General features: G+C 67.8%; 25 protein-coding genes. 21 read left to right on the top strand and 4 right to left on the bottom strand.

Going from position 1 to position 24,145, the window contains the following annotated elements; genetic code table 11:
- Window positions 1–2: 2 nt before the first annotated feature.
- The 10 genes from pyrF to OG203_RS09725 all read left to right on the top strand — a co-directional run bounded on the left by pyrF (window position 3) and on the right by OG203_RS09725 (window position 10,657).
- Window positions 3–827 (top strand): orotidine-5'-phosphate decarboxylase, encoded by an 825-nt coding sequence (pyrF, locus tag OG203_RS09770; protein WP_405165355.1) that lies wholly within the window; start codon window positions 3–5, stop codon window positions 825–827.
- 612 nt (window positions 828–1,439) lie between these two features.
- Window positions 1,440–1,760, top strand: coding sequence for an integration host factor, actinobacterial type (mihF, locus tag OG203_RS09765; protein WP_014986450.1), 321 nt, complete (start codon window positions 1,440–1,442; stop codon window positions 1,758–1,760).
- Between the two features lie 8 nt (window positions 1,761–1,768).
- Window positions 1,769–2,353: a guanylate kinase gene (gmk, locus tag OG203_RS09760; RefSeq protein ID WP_405165354.1), complete on the top strand. Its 585-nt coding sequence runs from the start codon at window positions 1,769–1,771 to the stop codon at window positions 2,351–2,353.
- A 26-nt stretch (window positions 2,354–2,379) separates the two neighbouring features.
- On the top strand, window positions 2,380–2,661 hold the full coding sequence (gene rpoZ / locus OG203_RS09755) for a DNA-directed RNA polymerase subunit omega (protein ID WP_357392002.1): 282 nt from the start codon (window positions 2,380–2,382) through the stop codon (window positions 2,659–2,661).
- Window positions 2,662–2,789: 128 nt separating this feature from the next.
- Window positions 2,790–4,013 carry a bifunctional phosphopantothenoylcysteine decarboxylase/phosphopantothenate--cysteine ligase CoaBC gene (gene coaBC / locus OG203_RS09750; protein ID WP_405165353.1) on the top strand — a complete coding sequence of 408 codons (1,224 nt, stop codon included), beginning with the start codon at window positions 2,790–2,792 and terminating at the stop codon, window positions 4,011–4,013.
- A 214-nt stretch (window positions 4,014–4,227) separates the two neighbouring features.
- Window positions 4,228–5,439 carry a methionine adenosyltransferase gene (gene metK / locus OG203_RS09745; RefSeq protein ID WP_405165352.1) on the top strand — a complete coding sequence of 404 codons (1,212 nt, stop codon included), beginning with the start codon at window positions 4,228–4,230 and terminating at the stop codon, window positions 5,437–5,439.
- 177 nt (window positions 5,440–5,616) lie between these two features.
- Entirely contained in the window at window positions 5,617–8,814 is a 3,198-nt protein-coding gene (locus OG203_RS09740) for a hypothetical protein (protein WP_405167813.1), read from the top strand.
- 60 nt (window positions 8,815–8,874) lie between these two features.
- Entirely contained in the window at window positions 8,875–9,276 is a 402-nt protein-coding gene (locus tag OG203_RS09735; protein ID WP_405165351.1) for an SSI family serine proteinase inhibitor, read from the top strand.
- Between the two features lie 80 nt (window positions 9,277–9,356).
- Window positions 9,357–9,962, top strand: a complete 606-nt coding sequence (locus OG203_RS09730) for a TetR/AcrR family transcriptional regulator (protein ID WP_405165350.1) — start codon at window positions 9,357–9,359, stop codon at window positions 9,960–9,962.
- Window positions 9,959–10,657 carry a hypothetical protein gene (locus OG203_RS09725; protein WP_405165349.1) on the top strand — a complete coding sequence of 233 codons (699 nt, stop codon included), beginning with the start codon at window positions 9,959–9,961 and terminating at the stop codon, window positions 10,655–10,657. The genes OG203_RS09730 and OG203_RS09725 overlap by 4 nt, the downstream gene beginning before the upstream one ends.
- Window positions 10,658–10,660: 3 nt before the next feature.
- Here OG203_RS09725 and OG203_RS09720 read toward each other — a convergent pair whose 3' ends face one another.
- Window positions 10,661–11,506, bottom strand: a complete 846-nt coding sequence (locus tag OG203_RS09720; protein WP_405165348.1) for an SDR family oxidoreductase — start codon at window positions 11,504–11,506, stop codon at window positions 10,661–10,663.
- Between the two features lie 79 nt (window positions 11,507–11,585).
- On the opposite strand from OG203_RS09720, the gene OG203_RS09715 reads away from it, so the two are divergent.
- The 8 genes from OG203_RS09715 (at window position 11,586) to OG203_RS09680 (ending at window position 18,853) form a co-directional block, all read left to right on the top strand.
- Window positions 11,586–12,170: a TetR/AcrR family transcriptional regulator gene (locus OG203_RS09715; RefSeq protein ID WP_405165347.1), complete on the top strand. Its 585-nt coding sequence runs from the start codon at window positions 11,586–11,588 to the stop codon at window positions 12,168–12,170.
- 104 nt (window positions 12,171–12,274) lie between these two features.
- On the top strand, window positions 12,275–12,925 hold the full coding sequence (locus OG203_RS09710) for a PadR family transcriptional regulator (protein ID WP_405165346.1): 651 nt from the start codon (window positions 12,275–12,277) through the stop codon (window positions 12,923–12,925).
- Window positions 12,926–13,070: 145 nt separating this feature from the next.
- The gene (locus tag OG203_RS09705) at window positions 13,071–13,994 is read left to right on the top strand and encodes an esterase/lipase family protein (RefSeq protein WP_405167812.1); all 924 of its coding nucleotides are present in this window, start codon (window positions 13,071–13,073) and stop codon (window positions 13,992–13,994) included.
- A gap of 137 nt (window positions 13,995–14,131) precedes the next feature.
- Window positions 14,132–14,731: a peptide deformylase gene (gene def, locus OG203_RS09700; RefSeq protein ID WP_405165345.1), complete on the top strand. Its 600-nt coding sequence runs from the start codon at window positions 14,132–14,134 to the stop codon at window positions 14,729–14,731.
- Window positions 14,731–15,654, top strand: a complete 924-nt coding sequence (fmt, locus tag OG203_RS09695) for a methionyl-tRNA formyltransferase (RefSeq protein ID WP_405165344.1) — start codon at window positions 14,731–14,733, stop codon at window positions 15,652–15,654. Before def ends, fmt begins: the two co-directional genes overlap by 1 nt.
- 445 nt (window positions 15,655–16,099) lie before the next feature.
- Entirely contained in the window at window positions 16,100–17,728 is a 1,629-nt protein-coding gene (locus OG203_RS09690; RefSeq protein WP_405165343.1) for a transcription antitermination factor NusB, read from the top strand.
- Window positions 17,729–17,753: 25 nt separating this feature from the next.
- On the top strand, window positions 17,754–18,389 hold the full coding sequence (locus OG203_RS09685) for an HD domain-containing protein (protein ID WP_405165342.1): 636 nt from the start codon (window positions 17,754–17,756) through the stop codon (window positions 18,387–18,389).
- A gap of 119 nt (window positions 18,390–18,508) precedes the next feature.
- The gene (locus tag OG203_RS09680) at window positions 18,509–18,853 is read left to right on the top strand and encodes an MmcQ/YjbR family DNA-binding protein (protein WP_405165341.1); all 345 of its coding nucleotides are present in this window, start codon (window positions 18,509–18,511) and stop codon (window positions 18,851–18,853) included.
- Window position 18,854: 1 nt separating this feature from the next.
- Here OG203_RS09680 and OG203_RS09675 read toward each other — a convergent pair whose 3' ends face one another.
- Window positions 18,855–19,763 (bottom strand): RNA polymerase sigma factor SigF, encoded by a 909-nt coding sequence (locus tag OG203_RS09675; RefSeq protein WP_405165340.1) that lies wholly within the window; start codon window positions 19,761–19,763, stop codon window positions 18,855–18,857.
- On the bottom strand, window positions 19,763–20,185 hold the full coding sequence (locus tag OG203_RS09670) for an anti-sigma factor (protein WP_405165339.1): 423 nt from the start codon (window positions 20,183–20,185) through the stop codon (window positions 19,763–19,765). Before OG203_RS09670 ends, OG203_RS09675 begins: the two co-directional genes overlap by 1 nt.
- 96 nt (window positions 20,186–20,281) lie before the next feature.
- On the opposite strand from OG203_RS09670, the gene rpe reads away from it, so the two are divergent.
- Window positions 20,282–20,938, top strand: coding sequence for a ribulose-phosphate 3-epimerase (rpe, locus tag OG203_RS09665; protein WP_405167811.1), 657 nt, complete (start codon window positions 20,282–20,284; stop codon window positions 20,936–20,938).
- 13 nt (window positions 20,939–20,951) lie between these two features.
- Here the strand turns inward: rpe and OG203_RS09660 are convergent, their stop codons facing one another.
- On the bottom strand, window positions 20,952–21,422 hold the full coding sequence (locus OG203_RS09660) for a hypothetical protein (RefSeq protein ID WP_405165338.1): 471 nt from the start codon (window positions 21,420–21,422) through the stop codon (window positions 20,952–20,954).
- A 589-nt stretch (window positions 21,423–22,011) separates the two neighbouring features.
- On the opposite strand from OG203_RS09660, the gene OG203_RS09655 reads away from it, so the two are divergent.
- Together OG203_RS09655 and OG203_RS09650 are read left to right on the top strand one after the other, a co-directional pair.
- On the top strand, window positions 22,012–22,635 hold the full coding sequence (locus tag OG203_RS09655; protein ID WP_405165337.1) for a riboflavin synthase: 624 nt from the start codon (window positions 22,012–22,014) through the stop codon (window positions 22,633–22,635).
- A 244-nt stretch (window positions 22,636–22,879) separates the two neighbouring features.
- Complete coding sequence (locus OG203_RS09650; RefSeq protein WP_405165336.1) at window positions 22,880–24,124, top strand: bifunctional 3,4-dihydroxy-2-butanone-4-phosphate synthase/GTP cyclohydrolase II; 1,245 nt, start codon at window positions 22,880–22,882, stop codon at window positions 24,122–24,124.
- Window positions 24,125–24,145 lie beyond the last annotated feature (21 nt).

Below are 24,145 nucleotides of genomic sequence, written 5' to 3'. Positions count from 1 at the left end.
CCGTGAAGAGCTTCGGCGCTCGATTGCAGCACGCCATGGGGCATTTCGGCCCCGTGTGCGTCGGCATCGACCCGCACCCCGGCCTGCTGGAGTCGTGGGGTCTCACCGCCGACGCGGACGGGCTGGAGAAGTTCGCGGAGATCTGCGTCGAGGCCTTCGACGGCCGCGTCGCGCTGGTGAAGCCGCAGGTCGCGTTCTTCGAGACCTACGGCTCGGCCGGAATCGCGGTGCTGGAGCGCACGATCGAGGTGTTGCGTGCCTCGGGCACGCTGGTGCTCGCCGACGCCAAGCGCGGCGACATCGGCTCCACCATGGACGCCTACGCGCACGCCTGGCTCAGCGACGGCCCGCTCGGCTCCGACGCCGTCACGGTCTCGCCGTACCTCGGATTCGGTTCGCTGGCACCGGCTTTGGCGCTGGCCGAGGCCAACCGTCGCGGGGTGTTCGTGCTCGCGGCGACCTCGAATCCCGAAGGGGCGCAACTGCAACGGGTCGTCACGGCGGACGGCCGCAGCATCGCCAAGACGATGGTCGACGAGGCCGCCGCGCGCAATGCCGGCCCGGAATTCGGGTCGGTCGGCGTGGTGATCGGCGCGACGTTGACCGAGGCGCCTGACCTGTCTGCGCTCAACGGGCCGATCCTGATGCCCGGTGTCGGAGCACAGGGCGGGGGCCCGGAAAACATCCGTGACCTGGTCCCGGAGGCGATGCTGGCGGCCGCGGTGCCGACCGTCTCGCGGGAGGTTCTGCGCGCCGGACCGGCCGTTCCGGCGCTACGCGCCAGCGTGAGCGAGCTCCAGGAAACGTTCGCGTTCTTGCAGAAATAACCACGGGGACCGGCGCAATCGCGCCGGTCCCCGGTGGTTTCCGGCCAGCGTGCGGTCATGTGCACGCGTGCATGTGGCCCGTAGCGGGGTCTGTATGCCCTGCTACGGCCGTATCCCGGCCGGATGGTGCTCCGCATGGGCCGAACCGCCCGGATCGGCCCAGAACGGCGATTTCGTCAGTGCAGGTCGACAAACCCGGCGGTGCAGATCGACAATCGATCGGCCGCCGAAGCCGCCCGAACCGGTCGTTCGACCTGTCTGTGGTCCACGACACGCTGAAGGACAACGCGACACGCGGGAATTTCCGAGAAAGTTCCTGGTCGGGCAGGCATGGGTTTGCTGGCGCCGCATGTCACGTCATAGCAACCCTCCCGCTAACCTGTGTCAATAGTGAAAACTCCCTGCTGAGGAGGCATTTCGCGATTTCGGCGGTACGATCTGCGCAGCGACAGAGGAGCAGTGCGGATCGCGCTGCTCTCGCGTCTACGGCATCCGGAATCATGCGCTGACCTGGGGGGTGGGTTCGCAATCTGCGGATGCCGTGGGTACGGTCGCTGAGACTGCCGGGTTACCGGCAGGAGTTGATGCAATGAACGATGAGACGGAGGAACCGTGGCCCTTCCCCAGCTGACTGACGAGCAGCGCGCCGCTGCTTTGGAGAAGGCGGCTGCCGCTCGCCGCGCTCGGGCGGAGCTCAAGGAGCGCCTGAAGCGAGGCGGCACCAACCTGAAGCAGGTCCTCACCGATGCCGAGTCCGATGAGATTCTCGGCAAGATGAAGGTGTCGGCGCTGCTGGAGGCTTTGCCGAAGGTGGGCAAGGTCAAGGCAGCGGAAATCATGAGTGAACTGGAGATCGCCCCCACCCGGCGTCTGCGCGGACTCGGCGATCGGCAGCGCAAGGCGCTGCTTGCCCGGTTCGACTTCGACGCCTGATAACGAGGGTGGTCGAACATACGCGGAAGGGTCGACTGGTTGTACTGGTCGGCCCCTCGGCCGTCGGAAAGTCGACCGTGGTCCGTTGCGTCCGCGAGCGACTGCCGCACCTGATCTTCAGTGTGTCGGCAACGACTCGGGCCCCTAGGCCCGGGGAGGTCGACGGCCTCGACTATCGATTCGTGTCCAGGGAAGAGTTCGACGCCATGATCACGGCGGGCGAACTACTCGAGTGGGCGGATATTCACGGTGGTTTGCAACGTTCGGGCACCCCGGCCGCACCGGTACGGGCCGCCCTCGCAGAGGGTCTGCCCGTACTGGTCGAGGTCGATCTAGCAGGGGCGCGGTCGGTACGCGAGGCCATCCCCGAAGCGATCCTCGCCTTCCTCGCCCCACCCAGCTGGGACGAACTGGTATCCAGGCTCACCTCGCGGGGCACCGAATCACCGGAAGTGATCGAGCGCAGGCTGGAAACCGCCAGGACCGAATTGGCGGCCTGTGACGAGTTCGACATCGTCATCGTGAACGACGAGGTGACCAGCGCCTGTGAGCAGTTGGTATCCTTGTTCGTTAGCACAAATTCGAGTTCGTAATCCTTCGATCCGCAGGAGCCCCCCTAGTGAGCAGTACGGACAGCAAAGTCGTTCCCGCCTACGACACCCCGATCGGCCTCACCAACCCCCCGATCGATGAGCTGCTGGAGCGCACTTCGTCCAAGTACGCCCTGGTCATCTACGCGGCCAAGCGCGCGCGTCAGATCAACGACTACTACAACCAGCTCGGCGACGGCATCCTCGAGTACGTCGGCCCGCTGGTCGAGCCGGGCCTGCAGGAAAAGCCCCTCTCGGTCGCCATGCGCGAGATCCACTCCGACCTGCTCGAGCACACCGAAGGCGAGTAAGCGCCGCCGTTGTTCCGCAGTACCGAACTCCCCGTGTTGACGGGGATGATCCAGCCGGAGGCGTAGTGACCGCACGGATTGTCGTCGATTTCCCCGCGGCCGCGGGGTTCAGCGAGCCGGAGGCGTAAGTGACCACACGGATCGTCGTCGGCGTCGGCGGCGGGATCGCCGCGTACAAGGCCTGCTCGCTTGTCCGGCGGTTCACCGAGACCGGACACCAGGTCAGGGTGATCCCCACCGAGTCGGCGCTGCAATTCGTCGGTAAGGCAACCTTCGAGGCACTGTCCGGGAACCCGGTGCACACCGACGTGTTCACCGATGTGCCCGAGGTGCCGCACGTTCGGCTCGGCCAGGAGGCGGACCTCGTTGTCATCGCCCCGGCGACCGCCGACCTGATGGCGCGCGCCGCCCAGGGCCGCGCCGACGACCTGCTCACCGCGACGCTGCTGACGGCCCGATGTCCGATCCTGTTCGCGCCCGCGATGCACACCGAGATGTGGGAGCATCCGGCGACCGTCGCCAATGTCGCGACGCTGCGCGCGCACGGAGCGATCGTCATGGAACCCGCGTCGGGCCGACTCACCGGCACCGATACCGGTCCTGGACGGTTGCCCGAGCCCGAAGAGATCTTCGGGCTCGCCGCGCTGCTGCTCGAACGCGCCGACGCCATCCCGCGTGACCTGGAAGGCCGCCGGGTGGTCATCACCGCGGGCGGAACCAGGGAACCGCTGGATCCGGTGCGTTTCCTCGGCAACCGCAGCTCCGGGAAACAGGGTTACGCCCTGGCTCGGGTCGCGGCCCAGCGCGGCGCGCATGTGACGCTGATCGCGGGCAACACGATCGAGATGGCCGCGCCTGCGGCCGTCGACCTGGTGCACATCACCACCGCCGAACAGCTCAAGACCGCCGTCGACAAGCATGCGGTCGGTGCGGACGCGGTGATCATGGCGGCGGCGGTGGCCGACTTCCGGCCCACCGATGTGGCCGCGGCCAAGATCAAGAAGGGCGTCGGGGAACCGGACACCATCGCGCTGACCAAGACCACCGACATCCTGGCCGGTCTGGTGCAGGCCCGCCGCGACGGGCAGTTGACCGGCACCGCGATCGTCGGATTCGCCGCCGAGACCGGCGATGAGCACGGCGACGTCCTCACCTACGCGCGGGCAAAACTCGCGCGCAAGGGATGCGACCTGCTGGTGGTCAACGCGGTCGGCGAGGGCAAGGCGTTCGAGGTGGACACCAACGACGGCTGGCTGCTCGGTGCGGACGGTACCGAACAGTCGCTCGATCATGGATCCAAGGCGCTGCTCGCCAGCCGGGTGCTCGACGCGCTCGGTCCGCTGTTGCGCTGAAATCCGTTGTGTGACTGGGATAATGACCCGGTGATCAACCATCGGCGCCGCGGTGTCCCCGAGACCGATCGGACGAACTGTCTGAGATAGAGATCTCTTGGTCCCCGGCATGTCAGTGGTTTGCCATAGTCTGGAAAGAAGGGTTGCGCGGTAACGGCATCGCGTTACTGTCGCAAACCGAGACGAAATACCCGTTGAGGGAGAGGGAAGAACTGTGCGCACGTCCGGCAGCCGGCTATTCACCAGTGAGTCCGTGACCGAAGGTCACCCGGACAAGATCTGTGACGCCATCAGCGATTCCATTCTCGACGCGTTGCTTGCGGACGACCCGCGCAGCCGGGTCGCGGTGGAAACCCTCGTGACGACCGGCCAGGTCCACGTCGCGGGTGAGGTCACCACTTCCGCCTACGTCGACATTCCCCGGATCGTTCGGGAAAAGGTCCTCGAGATCGGATACGACTCCTCGGCAAAGGGATTCGACGGGAACTCCTGCGGCGTCAACATCGCGATCGGCGCGCAGTCGCCCGATATCGCGCAGGGCGTCGACACCTCGCACGAGGCGCGCGTCGGCGGGTCCGACGACGAGATCGAGAAGCAGGGCGCGGGCGATCAGGGCCTGATGTTCGGCTACGCGACCACCGATACCCCCGAGCTCATGCCGCTGCCCATCGCGCTCGCGCACCGGCTCTCGCGCAGGCTCACCGAGGTGCGCAAATCCGGCGTGCTGCCGTACCTGCGCCCCGACGGCAAGACCCAGGTCACCATCGAATACGAGGGTGACCGCCCGGTTCGGCTCGACACCGTCGTGATCTCCACCCAGCACGCCGCCGACATCGACCTGGACAACCTGCTCGCGCCCGACATCAAGGAAAAGGTCGTCGAGGCCGTGATCGCCGACCTCGAGCTGCCCTCGCTGGACACCTCGAGCATCCGGCTGCTTGTCAACCCGACCGGCAAGTTCGTGCTCGGCGGCCCGATGGGCGACGCCGGCCTGACCGGCCGCAAGATCATCGTCGACACCTACGGCGGCATGGCGCGCCACGGCGGCGGCGCCTTCTCCGGCAAGGACCCGTCGAAGGTGGACCGTTCGGCCGCGTACGCCATGCGCTGGGTCGCCAAGAACGTCGTCGCGGCCGGGCTGTCCGAGCGCGTCGAGGTCCAGGTGGCCTACGCCATCGGCAAGTCCGCACCGGTCGGCCTGTTCGTGGAAACCTTCGGCACCGAGAAGGTCGACCCGGCCCGCATCTCGGCCGCCATCGCCGAGGTCTTCGACCTGCGCCCCGGCGCGATCATCCGCGACCTCGACCTGCTGCGCCCCATCTACGCGCCGACCGCCGCGTACGGCCACTTCGGCCGCACCGACGTCGACCTGCCCTGGGAACACACGGACCGTGCGGACAAGCTCCGCGCCGCCGTCGGCCTGTAGGAAGGTGGCGGTGTGGATGTGTCGACCTGCCCTGGGAAGCCCCATCCGATGCGCGCGGACAAGCTCCGCGCCGCCGTCGGCCTGTAGGCCCGACCGCACCGAGTGAACAAACCCGCGGCGGGCACCCCCGCCACACCGGGGGTCCCGCCCGCGGGCCCCGCAGCCGTGGAGCACCCGATCGCTCGGGTGCTCCCTTTGCTGTCTCCGGCACACCTGGACCGCGACTTCGACTACCTGGTTCCGCCCGAGCTGGACGAACTCGCCCAGCCGGGGGTCCGCGTCCGCGTCCGCTTCGCGGGGCGGCTCGTCGACGGCTATCTGCTGGAGCGCCGCACCCACAGCGACCACAGCGGCAAACTGGTGAAACTCGAACGAGTCGTTTCCGCCGAGCGTGTCCTCACACCCGAGATCATGAAACTGGCCACCGCGGTGGCCGCGCGTTATGCGGGCACCCGTGCCGACGTCCTGCGCCTGGCCATCCCGCCGCGGCATGCGCGCACGGAAACCGGGGGATCGAAGAAGAAGTCGGCCGAAGCCGATGCGACACAAGAGGACTCGACGGCTACCGCTGCGGATACGGCGAGTCCCGCAGGGCGGCAAAAAGGTTCAGCTGCGAGTTCCCCGCTCCGTGTGAACCCGTTGCCCGCGGGGCCCTCCTCCGCCGATTCCATTGGGGTCGAGGGTGATTCGGCTGACCCCGGTCCGACACTCGATGCGAGTTCCCCTACCGTCGCGTCCAATACGGCTGACGCCGCGGAGACTCGCGGCGATCCGGACATATCCTCTGGCGCGGATGGCGCGGATGGCGCGGATGGCGCGGATGGCGCGGATGGCGCGGACGGCGCGGACGGCGCGGACGGCGCGGACGGCGCGGACGGCGCGGCTCGGTCGGCGCAGCCGTCCAGCACTGCGGTGAGTACCGATTCTGCTGGAGTCGAAGCTGATTCGGTGACGCGCGCTCCGGCGACTGATACGAATCCCGCCGCCGATTCGGCCGCGGAAAGCCCCGCTGCGATACGACGTGTCTCACCCACGCCATCCGGCGTCAATGCGCCAGTGCGGTCGGCGAAGTCGCGAGAGTCGGCACCCTTGAGCACGGATCCGCTTGTGGCTGAAGCTGATTCGGCGACACTCGGTCCGACGGCCGATTCGCGCCCCCTCGCCGCCGATCCTGTTGGGACGCAAGGTGACCCGTCCACGCCGCTAGGAGTGGACAGTGCCGCCCAGTCGGCGCACTTCCCCGACGCGACGCCTCCGGAGGGTGATTCCGCTGGTGTAGAGGCCGATTCGGTGCCGACTGGCCGTGCCGCTGGTGCGAGTGCCGCAGCGGACGCCGTGGCGGACGCTGCTGGTTCCGCACGGGCACAAGGGGACCCGCCCGAGTCGTCGGACAACAATGCCACCGCGCGACTGTCGAAATCCGTATCCTCGAATGCCGACCGAGTCGAATCCAAAGGGGCGCAAGACGACCCGTCCACACCGTCGTCAAGCGATGCTGCGGCGCTGTCGCCGGAATCGGCGTCCTCGACCGCCGACCGAACTGAATCCAATTCGATGCTCACCGGTCCGACGGCAGACGTGGCCCAGACGGCAGGGGTGGGGGACGCGGGCGGTGAGTCTGGTTCGGTGATTGCCGGTTCGGCGGCAGACGTGGATGAGGCGGTAGGCGCGGGGGATCGGGGTGGCGAGCCTGTCGCGGCGTCGGCGTCGGCGTCGGCGTCGGAGTCGGAGTCGGAGTCGGTGGGGGGACAACCGGCTGTCGACCACGGACCTTGGGGGCAGTACATCCATGGTCCGGCGTTTATGGCGGCGCTGGTGGAGGGTAGGGGGCCGCGGGCGGCGTGGCAGGCGTTGCCGGGGGAGGATTGGCCGCGGCGGTTGGCGGAGTTGGCGGCGGCGGTGGCTGGGCGGGGGCGCAGTGCGATTTTGATGGTGCCGGATCAGCGGGATTTGGATCGGGTGTTGGCGGAATGTGATCGGCTGCTGGGGGATTCGGCGGTCGGGTTGTCCGCGGGGCTCGGTCCGGCCGCGCGGTATCGGCGGTGGCTCGCGGTGTTGCGCGGGACGGCGCGGGTGGTGGTCGGGACGCGCAGTGCGGTGTTCGCGCCGGCGAAAGACCTTGGGCTGATCGCGATCTGGGACGACGGCGATGACACGTATGCCGAGCCGCGCTCGCCGTATCCGCACGCGCGGGAGGTGGCGATGCTGCGGTCGCACGAGACGGGGGCGGCGTTCGTCGCGGCCGGTTTCGCGCGGACCGCGGAGATCCAGGCGGTGGTGGAGTCAGGCTGGGCGCACGACCTGGTCGCCGATCGGGCGGTGGTGCGTGACGCGGCGCCGCGGATCAGCGTGCCAGGTGACACCGATCTCGCGATGGAGCGGGACCCGGTCGCGCGGGCGGTCCGCATCCCTGGTGTGGCGTACGCGGCCGCGCGGGCGGCGCTGAAGGAGGGGGCCGGTGTGCTGGTGCAGGTGCCGCGCCGCGGGTACGTCCCGTCGCTGGCCTGCGCGAAATGCCGGACCCCCGCCAGGTGCAGGCGCTGTAACGGACCGCTCGCGTTGCCGGATGGCCGTGCGCGGCACAGTGATACGCAAGGCGATGCCGCGCACAGCCCGAGCTGTCGGTGGTGCGGCATCACCGAGGCGGCGTTCCGCTGCTCGTCCTGTGGTTCGCGCGCCCTGCGCGCCGTGGTGATCGGCGCGACCCGCACCGCGGAGGAACTCGGCCGAGCGTTCCCCGGTGTGCCGATTCGCGGCTCCGGCGGCGGCGCGATGCTCGACACGGTGGAACCGGGTCCACAGGTGGTGGTCGCCACCGTCGGCGCCGAACCGGTCCTGCCGGGTGGCTACGGAGTTGCTCTGCTCCTCGACAGTTGGGCACTGCTCAGCCGCGCCGACCTGCGGGCCTCCGAAGACGCGCTGCGCCGCTGGATGACCGCCGCGACACTGGTGCGCTCGCGCGGTCAGGTCATCGTGATGGCCGACCCCGGCATACCCACCGTGCAGGCCCTGGTCCGATGGGACCCGGTCGGCCATGCCAGGGTCGAGATGGCGTCCCGCGCCGAGGTCGGTTTCCCGCCAGCGGTGCGGATGGCTGCGGTCGACGGTACCTCCGACTCCATCGCCGAATTGCTTTCCGCCACAGACCTTCCTGATGATGTCGAGGTGCTCGGCCCGGTGCCGCTGCCGTACGGCGCGCGCAAGCCGTTCTCCTCAGGCGACTCCCCGGCCGAGGTCGAACGGATCCTGCTGCGCGTCGACCGCAAGTCCGGCGCGGCGCTGGCCCGCGCCCTCACCGCCGCTCAGGCCATCCGAAGCACGCATCGTTCCGACGCGCCGCTGCGGGTGCAGATCGACCCGGTCGACATCGGCTGATCGAGAAAACTCGGTCGAAGAATCAGCCGTTCATCCGATAACGCGTGATTAACTGGCGCGATGACGACCTCGTCGCTCCGCCGCACCTTCGCGACCGCGTGCTTTGCGGTCGTCGCGCTCAGCCTGCTTGCGGCCTGCTCCTCCGATGATCCCAAGCCGCCGAAGTCCGACCTGACGCTGACCGTCACCCCGGCGGCTCAAGGCTCGACGCCGACCCGAGTCACCCTCACCTGCGAGCCGACCGGCGGTAATCACACCAACGCCGAAGCGGCCTGCGCCGCGTTGGCGGCCGCGGGCGGCGACTTCGACAAGCTCGTCGGCGACCCCACCGCCGTCTGCACGCAGGTCTACGAGCCGGTCACCGCCGCGGTCACCGGCACCTGGCAGGGCAAGAAGGTCGACTGGCAGAAGACCTTCGGCAACAAGTGCGAACTGAGCGGCCGCACCACTCCCGTCTTCTAGCTCTCCGCGAGTGCCATCCTCGCTCGCTCGGTCGAGGTCTATTCTTTAACTGGCCGATCAGTTAATGATACGATCGGCGCGTGGCCCGCACCGTCGATCCGAATCGTGTTGCCGAACGCCGTCGCGCCATCACCCTCGCCGCCGCCGAGCAGTTCGCCACGCACGGCTACGAACGGACAACGGCCACCCAGATCGCCCGCGCCGCCGGACTGAGCTCGGGCAGCGTCTTCTACTACTTCAAGGACAAGGCCGCTGTCTTCCGCTCGATCTTCGAGCTGTCGATTCCCGAGCACACCGAGGTCATCGCGCGCCACATCGACCGAACCGATTGCCTCGACGCCATTCTCGACATCGTCGAGGTGCTGGCCGGTGAGGCGCGGGATCCGGCGGCGCCCGGGCTGATGTTCGAACTGCTGCGCCGCCTCGGCCACGACGAGGAACTGGCGCGGGTCGTACTCGAGGACGCGCGACTGAGCGCCGAGGCCCTCGCCGCGCTGCTCGAGCGCGGCATCCGCACCGGCCAGATCGCCCCGGGATTCGAACCCATGGAAACCGCGCGCTGGATTCTGGCCGTCATCGACGCCGCCTTCCTCAACGCGGACTCCGACAACCCGCACGACCCGCGCCCACTGGTGCGCGCGACGGTCTCCAGGCTGCTACGGCCGATCGAAACGGAGAAACCATGACGACCACCTCCGCGCCAACTGTGCTGCGCTTTTCCTCGGTGTGGGCCTGGCTGTTCGCCGTCGGCGGCGTCGCCATCGGATGCGGCGTTGGTTTCGCCGTGCATCCCGTCGGCCGCTGGGCGACCGACACCCTGCACGGGAGCCCTGGCGCGCTCAAGCTCGCGATGAGCGTGCCGGAGGTGTGGCTGGTGCCGATCACCACCTTCGTCGGAGTTGTTGTGGGCGTGGTGCTTTACGAAATGGCCCGCTCGGAAAGCCTGACCCTCACCATCGCCGACGATCACGTCGAGCTGGTCAAAGAGGGTCGCGCGCAGCATGTGTCGCGCAAGCGCGTGGCCGCCGTGTTCCGCGAGGACGCCGACCTGGTGCTCACCGATCGGCACAAGCGCAGGCTCGCGCGATTCGGCGCGAATGACCTGAGCCGCACCGACATCGAGAACGCCTTCCGCGCGCACGGCTACCCCTGGCTGGACCAGAACGACCCGTTCGGCGCGGACTTCTTCCGCTGGATCGATGGCCGACCCGAGACAGGGAAAGACGTCGACGCCGTCCTACGCGCCCGTCGCCGCGCGCTCGCGGACGAAAAGCCCCTCGACGTCGAAGAACTCGATGAGGAACTGCTCGAACTCGGCATCGATGTCCGAGATCGCCAGGGCGAGCAGCACATTCGAGTCTTCGATCTGTCGGCATGGTGAAGGTCAGGCGAATACGGCCCGATTGCGTTGCGCCCATTCGAGATAACTCGCGGGCGCCCGGCCGAGCACCCGCCGCACGTCCGGGCTGATCTCCTGCTCGGCGGCCGTCGGTTCGCCGAGAATCGACAGCGTGTGCTCGACCACAGGCTCCGGCATGAACCGCGACATCCCCGTATATGCCTGTGCCCGAGTCAATTCCACGAATCGCACCGATGTGTCTAGCGCGGCGCCGATCGCCTCGGCCTGCTCGCGTGGCGTGCTCAGTGCGGGTCCGGTCAGGGTGTAAACCTTTCCGGCGTGCCCGTCCTCGGACAACGCGGCGGCCGCGACCGCGGCGATATCGGCCGGATCGATGGACGGCAAGCCGATCGCACCGAAGGGCGCCGCGACCGTCCGTTCGACGCGCACGGATTCCGCCCACGCGTACGTATTGGCGTAGAAACCCGCGGGCCGCAAGATGGTCCACTCCAGCCCGGATCGTTGGATGGCCTCCTCGAAGGCGACCAGCCGCGCATACCCCTCGGCACTGGCCCTGGTGGCCACGCCCTGTGAGGACACGAACACCACCCGCCGGACACCACCCGCCATCGCGACCTTCAGTACCCGCTCCGGATCCGGGCCACTCACCAGCTGCTCGCCGGTGATGAGCAGGAACAACGCGTCGGCGCCCGCGACGGCAGGGGCGAGGCTGTCCGGATCGGCCAGGTCGGCGACTATCGAACGCACGCCCTCCGGCAGCGCGACGTCCCTGCTGCCACGGGAAACCGCTATCACTTCCCGGCCCGCCTCGGCCAGGTTCCGCACGAGGTGTGCGCCGATGTTTCCGGTTGCTCCGGTAACCACGATCATCTTGTCGGCTCCATTTAGTTAGTTGACTGACTTAAACGAACGTAGCCGACAAACGCCCAGCTTGTCTACAGTGAGTTACGTGACTAACTCAGCAGCCCCGGCGCGCCCGAAGGGTGGTAAACGCGAGCGGCTCGGTGCCGCCGCCGCCCGCGTATTCCACGAGCAGGGGGTGGAGAAGACGACCATCGCCGACATCGCCAATGCCGCCGACGTGCCGGTCGGCAACGTCTACTACTACTTCAAAACCAAAGATCAGCTGGTCCGCGCCGCGATCGGCGCCCACGAGCAGGCGCTGAGCGACCTGATCGCGATGCTCGAACGGCTGCCGACCCCGCGGGACCGGCTCACGGCGCTGATCGGCGGCTGGGTGGCCGAACGCGAGACGGCCGCGCGATTCGGCTGTCCGTCGGGCACCCTCGCCACCGAACTCGACAAGCGCGCCGACGGCCTGGACCGTGAGCTCGCCGCCGTCATGCGGCAGCTGGTCGACTGGGTCGAGGGGCAGTTCGAGGCGATGGGCCGCACCGACGCGCGGCAGCTCGCCGTCGCACTGATCGCCGCATACCAGGGAATCTCGTTGCTCACCAACACCTTCCGCGACCCCGAGCTGATGGTGGCGGAGGGGGAGCGGCTGGCGCGCTGGATCGATTCACTCGCGGCCTGAGTCTGGCGGGTGCCCGGGAATTCTGCCACGGACCCTTGCTTTCGATGCATTGACGATATATCGTCGATAATATGAAACGAACACGAGAGCCTGAGGAGGCTTACATGGAAACGCAAGGACATCGAGAATTTGGACGACGCGGCCCCTGGCAGCGTCAGGGCGAGGACTTCGATCCTCGTCAGCGGCAGCGCCGCGGCGGACGACACGGTCACGGCCATGACTTCGGACCGGGCTTCGGCCCAGGTTTCGGGCCCGGCTTCGGCCCTGGGTTCGGTCGCGGTCGCGGACGCGGCGGTCGTGGCCGGCGCGGCGACGTGCGGGCGGCGGTCTTGCTGCTGCTCACCGAGCGGCCGATGCACGGCTATGAACTCATCCAACGGATCCGCGAGCGCAGTGACGACCTCTGGCGTCCGAGCCCGGGATCGATCTACCCCGCGCTGGCCCAGCTGGAAGACGAGGGCCTGGTCCTCATCGAGAAGGTCGCCGGGCGCAAGACCGCGCAGCTGACCGAGGCGGGCACCGCGTACGTCACCGAACACAAGGACGAAATCGGTGACCCGTGGGCAGACGTCAAGGAAGACGTCGGCACCCAGGCCATTGACCTGCGGGAACTCGTCAGTCAGCTGATGGGTGCGGTCGCGCAGGTCGCCGCGGCGGGCACGCCGGCACAGGCGGCACGCGCTGCGGAGCTGCTCACCGAGACCAGGAAGTCTCTATACCGAATCCTGGCCGAAGACGAGACCCCCGAAAAGTAATGGGGTGTGAAACGCCCCGTTGGAGCGCGCATTTGGGGCGGGTTCAGTAGATCATTGTGAGATGCGACAGTTTCGGGGTGTATGGGTTTGGGGTATTTCACACTTGGGTAGGGCCGTGCTGGTCGCCGCACTCGCCGTAGTAGCAATGCTCGGCACCGGTGCGGCGCACGCCGAGCCGTCCGGCTACCGCCCGCCCGAGGCCCCCACCCAGCCCGGCCCGCCGCAGTCCGATCATCTCGGCGCGGCAAGTTATCTCAAGTCACACAAGAACGTTGCCCCGTTGGGCACCAACGACTTCGGCTGCAAGCCGAGTTCCGCCCACCCGCGGCCGGTGGTGCTCGCGCATGGTACCGACTCCAGCGCCTACTCGGATTACTCGGCGATCGCGCCGCAGATCGCCGCGGCCGGATTCTGCGTCTTCGCGCTCAACTACGGCGGCACCCCGGGGGGCGACAGCTACGGCACCGAGGACGTGGTGCTCAGCTCGTATCAGATCGGCGCGTTCGTCGATCAGGTGCTCGCCGCGACCGGCGCCAAGCAGGTCGACCTCGTCGGGTTTTCCCAGGGCGCCACGGTCACCCGGTTCTACCTCAACAAGCTCGGCGGCGCGCCGAAGGTCGGCCAGTGGATCGGCCTGGCCTCGCCGAGTTACGGCGGGGTGATGTACGGACTGGTGCCGGTCGTCGACGCGGTGCCGGGCGCCATGCAGGCGTTCGCCAGGGTGACCTCGCTCGCCGCGATACAGCAGGCGCAGGGATCAGAGGTCATGGTCGAGCTCAACGCGGGCGGCGACACCGTGCCCGGCCCCAAGTACACGACGATCGGCAGCAAGGTCGACGAGATGATCCAGCCGAACAGCAATATCGCGTTGCGCGGCCCCGGCGCGGTGAACATCTCGCTGCAGGATCGCTGCGCGATCGACCTGACCGGTCACTTCCACATGGTGTACGACCCGTTCGTGCAGCAGCTGCTGCTGACCGTGCTCGATCCGAGCATGCCCGCGCCGGTGTGCCGCCCGGTGATGCTCGGTACGGGTATTCCCGAAGTGATCATCGCCGGGAACTCGTAACAGGGCGGCCGGACGGAGGACAGCTCACCCCGTCCGACCGCACTGGAGTTGTACCAGCTTCGGGCTGGTGGATCGGGGACATTCGGTCGTCTCACTAGAATGAGACGACCGTGTTCGTCCGCTTCCGGGAGTTTGCCGTGACCATTCAGCCTGTTCGCCTGTTCGGCGATCCCATTCTGCGTGCCCGCGCGGCGGAGGTCACCGAATTCGACCGCGAACTGCAGCAGCTGGTGACCGACCTGACCGACACCATGCACGACGATGGTGGCGTCGGCATGGCCGCACCGCAGATCGGAGTGGGGTTGCGTGTTTTCGTGTACGACACTCATGACGCCGCGGGGCATCTGGTGAACCCGCGGTGGGAAGTGGTCGGCGACGAGGAGCAGGTCGGCCCCGAGGGCTGCCTATCGATTCCGGGTGTGCGGTACGACACCCGGCGGGCGCTGCGGGTGCGGGCCACCGGCGTCGACATGCACGGTGCGCCTGTCGAATTCACCGCCGAGGGCCTGCTTGCCCGGTGCGTGCAGCATGAGACGGACCATCTTGACGGCGTGTTGTTCATCGATCGGCTCGACCCGGCGGCGCGCAAGGACGCGATGCGGACCATTCGCGAATCCGATTGGTTCAGCGCGGGCGTGACATCGCGGCCGTCGCGTTCGGCCGGGGGGACGGCAGCCGGCGGGGCGGGTATACACAGTGCGGCGGGCCAAGCCGGTCCGTTCGGACGGGGTCGCTGATGCGCATCGTCTTCGCGGGCACGCCGGAACCGGCCGTGCCGTCGCTGCGGCGCTTGATCGAATCCGATCGCCACGCGGTGATCGCCGTTGTGACCAGGCCCGATGCGGTTGCCGGACGTGGGCGCAAGGTGACAAGATCGCCGGTCGGGTTGCTGGCCGACGAGCACGGGATTCCGGTGCTGACGCCTCGGCGACCGTCCGAACCCGAGTTCATCGAGCAGCTCACCGCGCTGGCTCCCGACTGCTGTCCGGTGGTGGCCTATGGCGCGCTGCTGCCGCAGCGGGTACTCGACATCCCCCGATTCGGCTGGATCAACCTGCACTTCTCGCTGCTGCCCGCCTGGCGTGGCGCGGCGCCCGTACAGGCCGCGATCGACGCGGGCGACGAGATCAGCGGCGCGTCCACCTTCCAGATCGAGGCCGGGCTCGACACCGGTCCGGTGTTCGGCATGGTGACCGAGAAGATCGCCGTCACCGACACCGCGGGCGGGCTGCTCGACCGCCTCGCTCTCAGTGGCGCCCAACTGCTCGAGGCGACCCTCGACGGCGTGGAAGACGGGACCTTGCAAGCGGTTCCGCAAGCCACCGAGGGCGTCTCGCACGCCCCCAAGATCACCGCCGACGCCGCGCACATCCGCTGGGACCTGCCCGCGCTCGCCATCGGCCGCCGCATCCGAGCGGTCACCCCCGCGCCCGGCGCCTGGACCGAGGTCGACGGCAATCGCCTGAAACTCGGCCCCGTCGAACTGGTCGAGGAGACGCTGCCGCCCCGGACCATCGAGGTCCGCAAATCCGGCGTCTACATCGGCACCGCGACCACCGCGATCCGCCTGGATCAGGTTCAACCCCAAGGCAAACGCATGATGGCCGCCCTCGACTGGGCCCGCGGCGCGCGCTTGCAGCCCGGTGCGGTGGTCGAGTGACGATCCCCGATCGTCCCGCAGTCCTTTCTATCCGTGGCGATGCGCCGCGACCTCAACGAGAGCGGTGGACCATGACAGCACGGTGCGAGATTTCGCTAGCCGACCGGGCAGTCGACGCCGGTTTCGAGCAGGCGGTGGTTCGATGACATCCCCGGAACGCAAGCGCGACAACGAGTCTCGCGACTCGGGTCGGCCACGCAACGACCGATCGAGCGGGACCGAGTCCGGTCGCGGGAATGCGGCTGCCCGAACGGGCAACCCGCGTACGGGAGATTCCGCCCCACGGCGTGACGACTCGCGCGGGCGAAACGGCAGCGCGAATCAGCGGCCCGCACAGGCGAAATGGAGTCGTGACGAATCGAGCGGTGAACGACCCGCTCGCCGTGCGGCCGCATCGAATCCGGGTGGTAGTGCTACCCGGTCGGATTCCGGGCGCGGCGGTTCGGTGCAGGGCGGTTCGCGCTCGGCCGGTGGATCGGCTGGGCGTTCGAACGCTGGGCGCGATGCCGGATCGGCGAAAGGTGACGCGGGCGGCGGCCGGTCGTTAGCAGGGCGCGGGGCGCAGGGCGGTTCGCGTTCGGCCGGTGGATCGGCTGGCTGGTCCGCGGCGGGACGCGACGGGCAGTCCCCACGGGGTGGCGCTCGTTCGACCAATGCGTCGGGTAAGTCCACCGCGTCGGCGAAACAGGGTGGTGGCGTCAAGGATCGGGGGTCGGCCTCGGGCGGACGTCCCGGTGCGAATGATCCCGCCGACGCCCCTCGGCTCGTCGCGCGCGATGTGTTGCGGGCGGTGCGGGAGCGGGACGCGTACGCGAATCTTGTACTGCCCGGGCTGCTTCGGGATCGTCGGATCACGGGGCGGGACGCGGCGTTGGCTACCGAGCTCACGTATGGGGCGTGCCGTTCGCGTGGGCTGCTCGACGCGGTGATCGAGGCGGGGGCGGGGCGGCCGATCGGGGAGATCGACGGGCCGCTGCTGGATGTGTTGCGGCTCGGGGTGTATCAGCTGCTGCGGACCCGGATCGGGGCGCACGCGGCGGTGGATACCTCGGTGGCGCTGGCGCGCGCCGAATTCGGTGCCGGCAAGGCGGGATTCGTGAACGCGGTGCTCCGCCGGGCCGGGGAGAAGACGGTCGAGGAATGGGTGGAGCAGCTCGCGCCGCGGGATCCGGTGGGGCGGTTGGCATTCGAGTTCGCCCATCCGGTGTGGATCGCCCAGGCCTTCGCCGATGCGCTCGGTGCGCGGGCGGGGGAGCTGCGTGACGCGCTTGCCGCCGATGACGCGCGGCCCGCGGTGCACCTCGTCGCTCGACCCGGTGAGATAACCGCCGAGGAATTGGCGCTGGTCACCGGCGGCGAAGAGGGCCGCTGGTCGCCGTACGCGGTCTACCTGGACGGCGGTGACCCCGGCAAACTCGAGCCGGTCCGCGACGGCATGGCCGGTGTGCAGGACGAAGGCAGTCAACTTGTCGCGCTCGCGCTGACCCGCGCCCCGCTGAACGGACCGGACGGCGGCCGCTGGCTCGACCTCTGCGCGGGACCTGGCGGTAAAGCCGCGCTGCTCGGCGCGCTCGCCGCGATCGACGGCTTCCGCGTCGACGCGGTCGAACCCGCCGAGCATCGCGCCGAACTCGTCCGAAAGTCCGTGCAGGGCATGCCCGTCGACGTCCACGTCACCGACGGCCGCGACAGCGGACTGACCCCCGGTTACGACCGCATCCTGGTCGACGCGCCGTGCACCGGTCTCGGCGCATTGCGCCGCCGCCCCGAGGCCCGCTGGCGCCGCACCCCCGCCGACGTCGCCGAACTGGTCACCCTGCAACGCGAATTGCTCACCGCCGCATGGGATCTGCTCCGCCCCGGCGGCGTCCTGCTCTACTCCACCTGCTCGCCCCACCTCTCGGAAACCATGGTGGTGGTAGCCGACGCGGTCCGCCGCACCGGCGCCGAACAACTCGACACCCGAGCACTGCTCCCCGGCGTCGAGGACCTGGGCGACGGTCCAACCGTCCAACTCTGGCCCCACCGCCACGGCACCGACGCTATGTTCATGGCGGCCCTGCGCAAACCCTGACTCATAGCCGAATACTCTCGCCGCCATGGAATTCTCCCTGGATCTGCCGTGCACCTCGCTTGCGGATGCGGTTATGGCGGTCGTGTGGAGCTCCTTGCCGGAGCCGATCGCCAACCACAGCGTGCGTAGCTTCCTCTTCGCCGAACTGCTCGCCAAGCATCAAGGACTGACGAACGACCCGGACTACGACCGCGAGCTGGTGTTCGCGGCGTCGGTGATGCACGACCTAGGCACCGGTAGTCGGGCCACGGGTAGGGCGCGCTTCGAGGTCGAAGGTGCCGACATCGCCGCGGAGGTGCTCACCCGGCACGGTGCGCCCGCCGTGAACGTGGACCGGGTATGGGAGGCGATCGCCTTTCACACCTCCGAGGGCATCGCCGAGCGGCGCGGTCTGCTGCCGTACCTGACGGCGGAGGGCAGCAAGATGGACATCGGCTACAACGCGGACCTCACCGACGAATATCAGGCGGCCATCCACGCCGCCTACCCCCGGTTGAACATGGTGAAGGTCCTCACCGACGCGATCGTCGACCACGCCGCTCGCTCCGACGACAGCGCCCCGATCTTCTCCCTCGGCAACCTGCTCACCAAGGAACGTCAAGCGACCGGCATCACCGAACTGGAACTGCTGACAGCGGGAGTATCTCCCTGGGGCGAGTAGCCACCGGCTCAGCATCGGGGCTCGGTCGCCGAGCGCGCAACCGAGCTCCGATGCATAAACCCCGATGTGGTTCCATTCGTCCAAGCCTGTGCGCCCGGTCATCAAGCACACTGACAGTCATGGCTCTGACGTGGCAAGACGTGGTCGCACTCGCGACCAAGCTCCCGGGTGTCGAGGAATCGACGTGGTGGCGAAGCCCGGCACTCAAAGTCGGCGACAAGGGCTTCGGCCTGCTGCGCGGCGAAGGCGGTTTGGCCCTGGTATGTGATCTCACCGAGAAGGAAGCGCTACTCGCCTCCGGCGATCCGGCGTTCTACACCACCCCGCACTACGACGGCCACCCCTACATCCTCGTCGACCTGAACCGCGTTGCCCCCGAACAACTTCGCGAGATGCTCGACGACGCATGGTGGCTCACCGCCCCGCCGAAGGTGCGCGGACAGCGGGAGTTCCAAACGTACTGAGCTACTCCCGGCTGGACTGCTCCCGCAGCCGCGCAAGGGTTTTCGCGAGAATGCGCGAGACATGCATCTGCGAGATGCCCATCTGCTGGGCGATCTGGGTCTGCGTCATCGATTCGAAGAACCGCATCGTGAGGATCCGCCGCTCCCGCTCCGGCAGTCCCGCCAGCAGCGGGCGAATCGCGACATACTCTTCGACCCGGTCGAATTGGGTCTCTTCCTCGCCGAGGGTGTCGAGCAGCGAGGCGTCGGTGTCGCGGCCGAGGGTGGCCGCGTCGATGGAACTCGGCTGGTAGGCGTTGCCCGCGATGACGGCCTGGGTCACCTCGTCCGGGTCGACGTCGAGTTCGGCGGCGATCTCCTTGGCGGTCGGTGACCGGCCGAGGCGCTGCGAGAGCGCGTCGATCGCCGCGCCGATCCGCAGATGGGTCTCCTTGACCCGTCGCGGCACCCGCATCGCCCAGGTGTTGTCGCGGAAATACCGGCGAACCTCGCCCATGATGGTCGGCACCGCGAAGGACAGGAAGTTCGAACCGCGCTCGACGTCGAAACGGTCGACCGCGTGCACCAGCCCGACCCGCGCCACCTGGGTGAGATCGTCGAACGGCTCACCGCGCCCGCTGAATTTGCGCGCGATGTGATCGGCAAGCGGGATGCAGCGGCTGATCAGTTCGGCGCGGATCGCGGTGTGCCGCGCGGTCCCCGGCTTGCTCGCGCCGAGCTGTTCGAAGAGCAGGCCGACGTCGTCATAGCTGGCTACCGTCTTTACGGCTTCGAGGGTTTCGGTTTCCTCGGCGGCGTCCTCGGTGGTGACGGTCTCCGCTTCGTCGTCGGCGGGGGTCTCCGCCTCATCGGTGACGGTGTCGGCGTTGTCGTCGCGATCGGAGTCGAACACGGTGTCCTCGTCCGCCACTACGCTTTCCCCCGGACCCGACGGAACTCGACCGTCGTCGGATATCCGGAAACCGTCTCGTCGAATGAATCCTGTGTCGCCTGTACCTCATCGGTGAGCGTGCGCAGCACATGCCAGCCGAAGCTGCGCTGATCCGGTAAGCCCGCCTTGGCAGCGATCCCGCTGACGTGGACCAGCAATTCGGTCTCGCCGACGGTGAATCGACAGTTCAAGCTGGTGTCGGGTCCGGCGACGGCGATCAGCGTCGAGCAGACCTCGTCGACGGCGAGCCGGATGTCGGCCACCTCGTCCAGCGTGAAATCGCTTAGTAGGACCAGAGTTTCGGCGAGCCCACGAACGATGGGCAGCTGTGTGACCGACGCGGCCACCCGAATCTCCACCGGGGTGCTGTACAGCCCCTGTTCCGCCGAAATGTTGATCACCCTCATCAGGCTACCCACTCCCGCGCTGGACAACCCTCACTACCGATAGACTGCGACGTTGTGTCCACCCCGACTTACGCGCGTCCGGCCGTCCCGATGATCGCCCCCTCCATCCTGTCCGCCGACTTCGCGCACCTCGCGGACGAGGCGCGCGCGGTGGCCGGTGCGGACTGGCTGCACGTCGATGTGATGGACGCGCACTTCGTGCCGAACCTGACCCTCGGACTACCGGTGGTGCAGAGCCTGCTGAAGGCGACCGATATTCCGCTGGACTGCCACCTGATGATCGACGACCCCGGCCGTTGGGCACCGCCGTACGCCGAGGCGGGTGCGCACAATGTGACCTTCCACGCCGAGGCGACCGATGATCCGATCGCGGTGGCCCGCGATATTCGCGCGGCGGGTGCCAAGGCCGGTCTCTCGGTGAAACCGAACACACCGATCGAGCCGTACCTGGAGATTCTGCGCTCGTTCGACACGTTGCTCGTGATGAGCGTCGAGCCCGGTTTCGGCGGGCAGTCCTTCATCGCCGACGTGCTCGACAAGGCGCGCACGGTGCGCAGGCTGGTCGACGCGGGCGAGCTGCGGCTGCTGGTGGAGATCGACGGTGGCATCAACACCGACACGATCGAGGCCGCCGCGGAGGCGGGCATCGACTGCTTCGTCGCCGGGTCCGCTGTGTACAACACGGCCGATCCCGGTGCCGCCGTCGAGGCATTGCGCGGGCAAGCCGCCGCGCTGCGTTCTATCTGATCCGCGAAAGCGCTTACAGCGCGCGGACTTTGCGGGTGCCGATGGCGCGGGTCGCCTCGATCACCGCGTTGAGCGGGGGCCGGGTCGTCGCCGTCTCGGGCGGGCGGATCCAGGTGCGATAGCCGGTGTGCTCGTCGTCCGGTGAGGGCAGCACGACCTGGCTGCCGGTGCAGGCGACCGTCGCGTACATCCGGAACAGCTCGGCGGAGACCGCGGCGCTCAGGGTGTCCGGACGGTACGGGCCGGTCAGGAAGGTCCAGCGCTTGGCGCGCGGATGATCGACCACCGGTCCCGCGATGGCGGCCTTTTCGAGCCGCTGCTGCACCCGCTCGCCGAGATCGGCGGGCATGGTGATCGCACCGTAATGTGCGCCGATATGCAGCAGAATGCGACGCGAGGTCGGATCGATCGAGGCGGGCAGGTGCAATTCGCGCCGATACTGCACGCAGCGAACTTCCAGCGTCGAATCGAGAAGAGTGGTCACTCCGCGCCCCCAACTGTGTCGAACTTGATTTGAACCACTGTGGTTATCTGACTTCCTCGAGTGGTGGACAATCCCTTGGTCGAACTTCCTGACGGTCGTACGGGCACCACCGGGGCGAACGGTTCCGTTGCGAACTGCTCGGTTCGGAAGTTGAACGGTCGGAATCAGCTACATAACAATATTGCTTCTATTTCGGTCACGGCGCAAGCAAACGTTAAAAGTGTGTTGCAACTGGGTATGTGAAGGTTTCGCGGGTTGCCAGAAGTCTGCAAAACGCAACTTTGCGGTATCAATAATGCGTACAAACAATTATCGCTGACATTGAATGGGCGATATTTCCGTATGCTCGAACTTCATTCGGCATTAATTCGTTATTGGTCGTTGGCTCACGCGCCCGTCCCCTGGCTGGCGGTTTGATTCCCTCGGCGGTTGCCGGGACGCGGTCCGAAGGTTCCCTGGGCGGAACCGTGCTGTCGGCTACGACGAGCCGTCGTTAAGCTGAGGTCCAGCGGCACCGACCGGCGGGAATACCGGCCGCGGCCGGACTGTTCCGCAACCCGGGGACAACGAGGCGACAGGGAGTCATGGGATGTTCACAGGCATCGTCGAGGAACTGGGCGAGATCGTCGCCACCGAGCGGTTGGCCGACGCCGCCCGGCTGACGATCCGGGGCGAGCTGGTGACCTCCGATGCCGGGCACGGTGATTCGATCGCGGTGAACGGCGTGTGCCTGACCGTCGTCGAGGTGGTCGGCGGCGATTCGTTCACCGTCGACGTAATGCAGGAGACGCTGAACCGTTCCAGCATCGGCAAGCTCGACAACGGTTCGAAGGTCAACCTGGAACGCGCGGCCGCGCTCAACAGCAGGCTCGGCGGACACCTGGTGCAGGGCCACGTCGACGGCACCGGCACCGTGCTCTCCCGCACCCCCTCGGAGAACTGGGAGGTGGTGCGCATCTCGCTGCCCGATGCGATCGCCCGCTACGTGGTGGAAAAGGGCTCGATCACCGTCGACGGCATCTCGCTCACCGTCTCCGGTCTCGGCGTCGCCGACGAGCCCGCGGAAGCCGACAGCAAGGACTGGTTCGAGGTATCCCTCATTCCCACCACACTTGCCCTGACAAACCTCGGCTTTGCCACCGTCGGCACGACGGTCAATCTAGAGGTGGACGTGATCGCCAAGTATGTCGAGCGCCTGCAGCAGCGCGGGTGAGCATGACTGATCGTGCGGCTGCGATAGTTCGATCGCAGCGGAAACGACCGACACGCGCGAGGCTTTCGAGCGCCGTTCGCGGCCCGTCTTGCGTCCGAGTGGTCGAAGCGCATGCGCCGCAGGCGCGAGTCTCGGCCGCTCGGACGCAAGACTAAGGGGGGCGCGAACACGCAGCGCCGCAGGCGCTGCAGATCCAACACAGTAGTGTAGGGGCGGACCTATTTCGAGATGGAGCACAACAGACGTGACCAGGTTCGACACCATCGAGCGCGCAGTCGCCGACATCGCCGCCGGTAAGGCGGTCGTCGTCGTCGACGACGAGGACCGCGAGAACGAGGGCGACCTCATCTTCGCGGCCGAGAAGGCCACCCCTGAGCTGGTGGCCTTCATGATTCGCTATACCTCCGGTTATATCTGTGTGCCGCTGACGGGTGACGATTGCGATCGGCTCGGCTTGCCGCCGATGTACGCGATGAACCAGGACAAGCACGGCACCGCCTACACCGTGTCGGTCGACGCGCGCGAGGGCATCACGACCGGTATCTCCGGTGCCGACCGCGCCACCACCATGCGACTACTTTCCTCCGTCGAGGCGAAGGCCGACGACTTCACCCGGCCTGGGCATGTGGTGCCGTTGCGCGCGAAGGACGGCGGCGTGCTGCGTCGGCCAGGGCACACCGAGGCCGCGGTCGATCTGTCCCGGATGGCCGGGTTGCGTCCGGCGGGTGTGATCTGCGAGATCGTCAGCCAGAAGGACGAGGGCCACATGGCCCGCACCGAGGAGCTGCGCGTCTTCGCCGACGAGCACAACCTCGCGCTGATCTCCATCGCCGACATGATCGCCTGGCGGCGCAGGCACGAGAAGCACGTGGTTCGGGTCGCCGAGGCGCGGATCCCCACGGCGCACGGCGAATTCATGGCCGTCGGCTACCAGAGCATCTACGACGAGGTCGAGCATGTCGCGCTGGTGCGCGGCGATCTCGCCGACGGCGACGATGTGCTGGTGCGGGTGCACTCCGAGTGCCTCACCGGCGACGTGTTCGGCTCGCTGCGCTGCGACTGCGGTCCGCAGCTCGACGCCGCGCTGGAGATGGTGGCCGAGGAAGGCCGCGGCGTGGTGCTCTACATGCGCGGGCACGAGGGGCGCGGCATCGGGCTGATGCACAAGCTGCAGGCCTACCAGCTGCAGGACTCCGGCCACGACACCGTCGATGCGAACCTGGAGCTCGGGCTGCCCGCCGACGCGCGTGATTACGGCACCGGCGCGCAGATCCTGGTCGACCTCGGGATTCGTTCGATGCGGCTGCTCACCAACAATCCGGCCAAGCGGGTCGGCCTGGACGGGTACGGGCTGAAGATCACCGAGCGGGTGCCGATGCCGTTGCGCGCCAACGCCGAAAACCTGCGCTACCTGCGGACCAAGCGCGACCGGATGGGCCACGACCTGATCGGGCTCGATGACATCGATCTGGGCGAGTCCGCCCGCTAATTGACGAAAGAGGCTGACATC

Source organism: Nocardia sp. NBC_01499, from assembly GCF_045040275.1.
Classification (GTDB): Bacteria; Actinomycetota; Actinomycetes; order Mycobacteriales; family Mycobacteriaceae; genus Nocardia.
This window is presented reverse-complemented; position numbering and strand designations above follow the sequence as displayed.

What these genes read in the sequence shown, in the direction of transcription:
- OG203_RS09735 (WP_405165351.1), top strand. Translation starts at nt 8,875, where the DNA reads ATGACGACCTCGTCGCTCCGCCGCACCTTCGCGACCGCGTGCTTTGCG.
- OG203_RS09725 (WP_405165349.1), top strand. Translation starts at nt 9,959, where the DNA reads ATGACGACCACCTCCGCGCCAACTGTGCTGCGCTTTTCCTCGGTGTGG.
- OG203_RS09720 (WP_405165348.1), bottom strand. Translation starts at nt 11,506, where the DNA reads ATGATCGTGGTTACCGGAGCAACCGGAAACATCGGCGCACACCTCGTG.
- OG203_RS09710 (WP_405165346.1), top strand. Translation starts at nt 12,275, where the DNA reads ATGGAAACGCAAGGACATCGAGAATTTGGACGACGCGGCCCCTGGCAG.
- OG203_RS09705 (WP_405167812.1), top strand. Translation starts at nt 13,071, where the DNA reads ATGCTCGGCACCGGTGCGGCGCACGCCGAGCCGTCCGGCTACCGCCCG.
- fmt (WP_405165344.1), top strand. Translation starts at nt 14,731, where the DNA reads ATGCGCATCGTCTTCGCGGGCACGCCGGAACCGGCCGTGCCGTCGCTG.
- OG203_RS09685 (WP_405165342.1), top strand. Translation starts at nt 17,754, where the DNA reads ATGGAATTCTCCCTGGATCTGCCGTGCACCTCGCTTGCGGATGCGGTT.
- OG203_RS09680 (WP_405165341.1), top strand. Translation starts at nt 18,509, where the DNA reads ATGGCTCTGACGTGGCAAGACGTGGTCGCACTCGCGACCAAGCTCCCG.
- rpe (WP_405167811.1), top strand. Translation starts at nt 20,282, where the DNA reads ATGATCGCCCCCTCCATCCTGTCCGCCGACTTCGCGCACCTCGCGGAC.
- OG203_RS09655 (WP_405165337.1), top strand. Translation starts at nt 22,012, where the DNA reads ATGTTCACAGGCATCGTCGAGGAACTGGGCGAGATCGTCGCCACCGAG.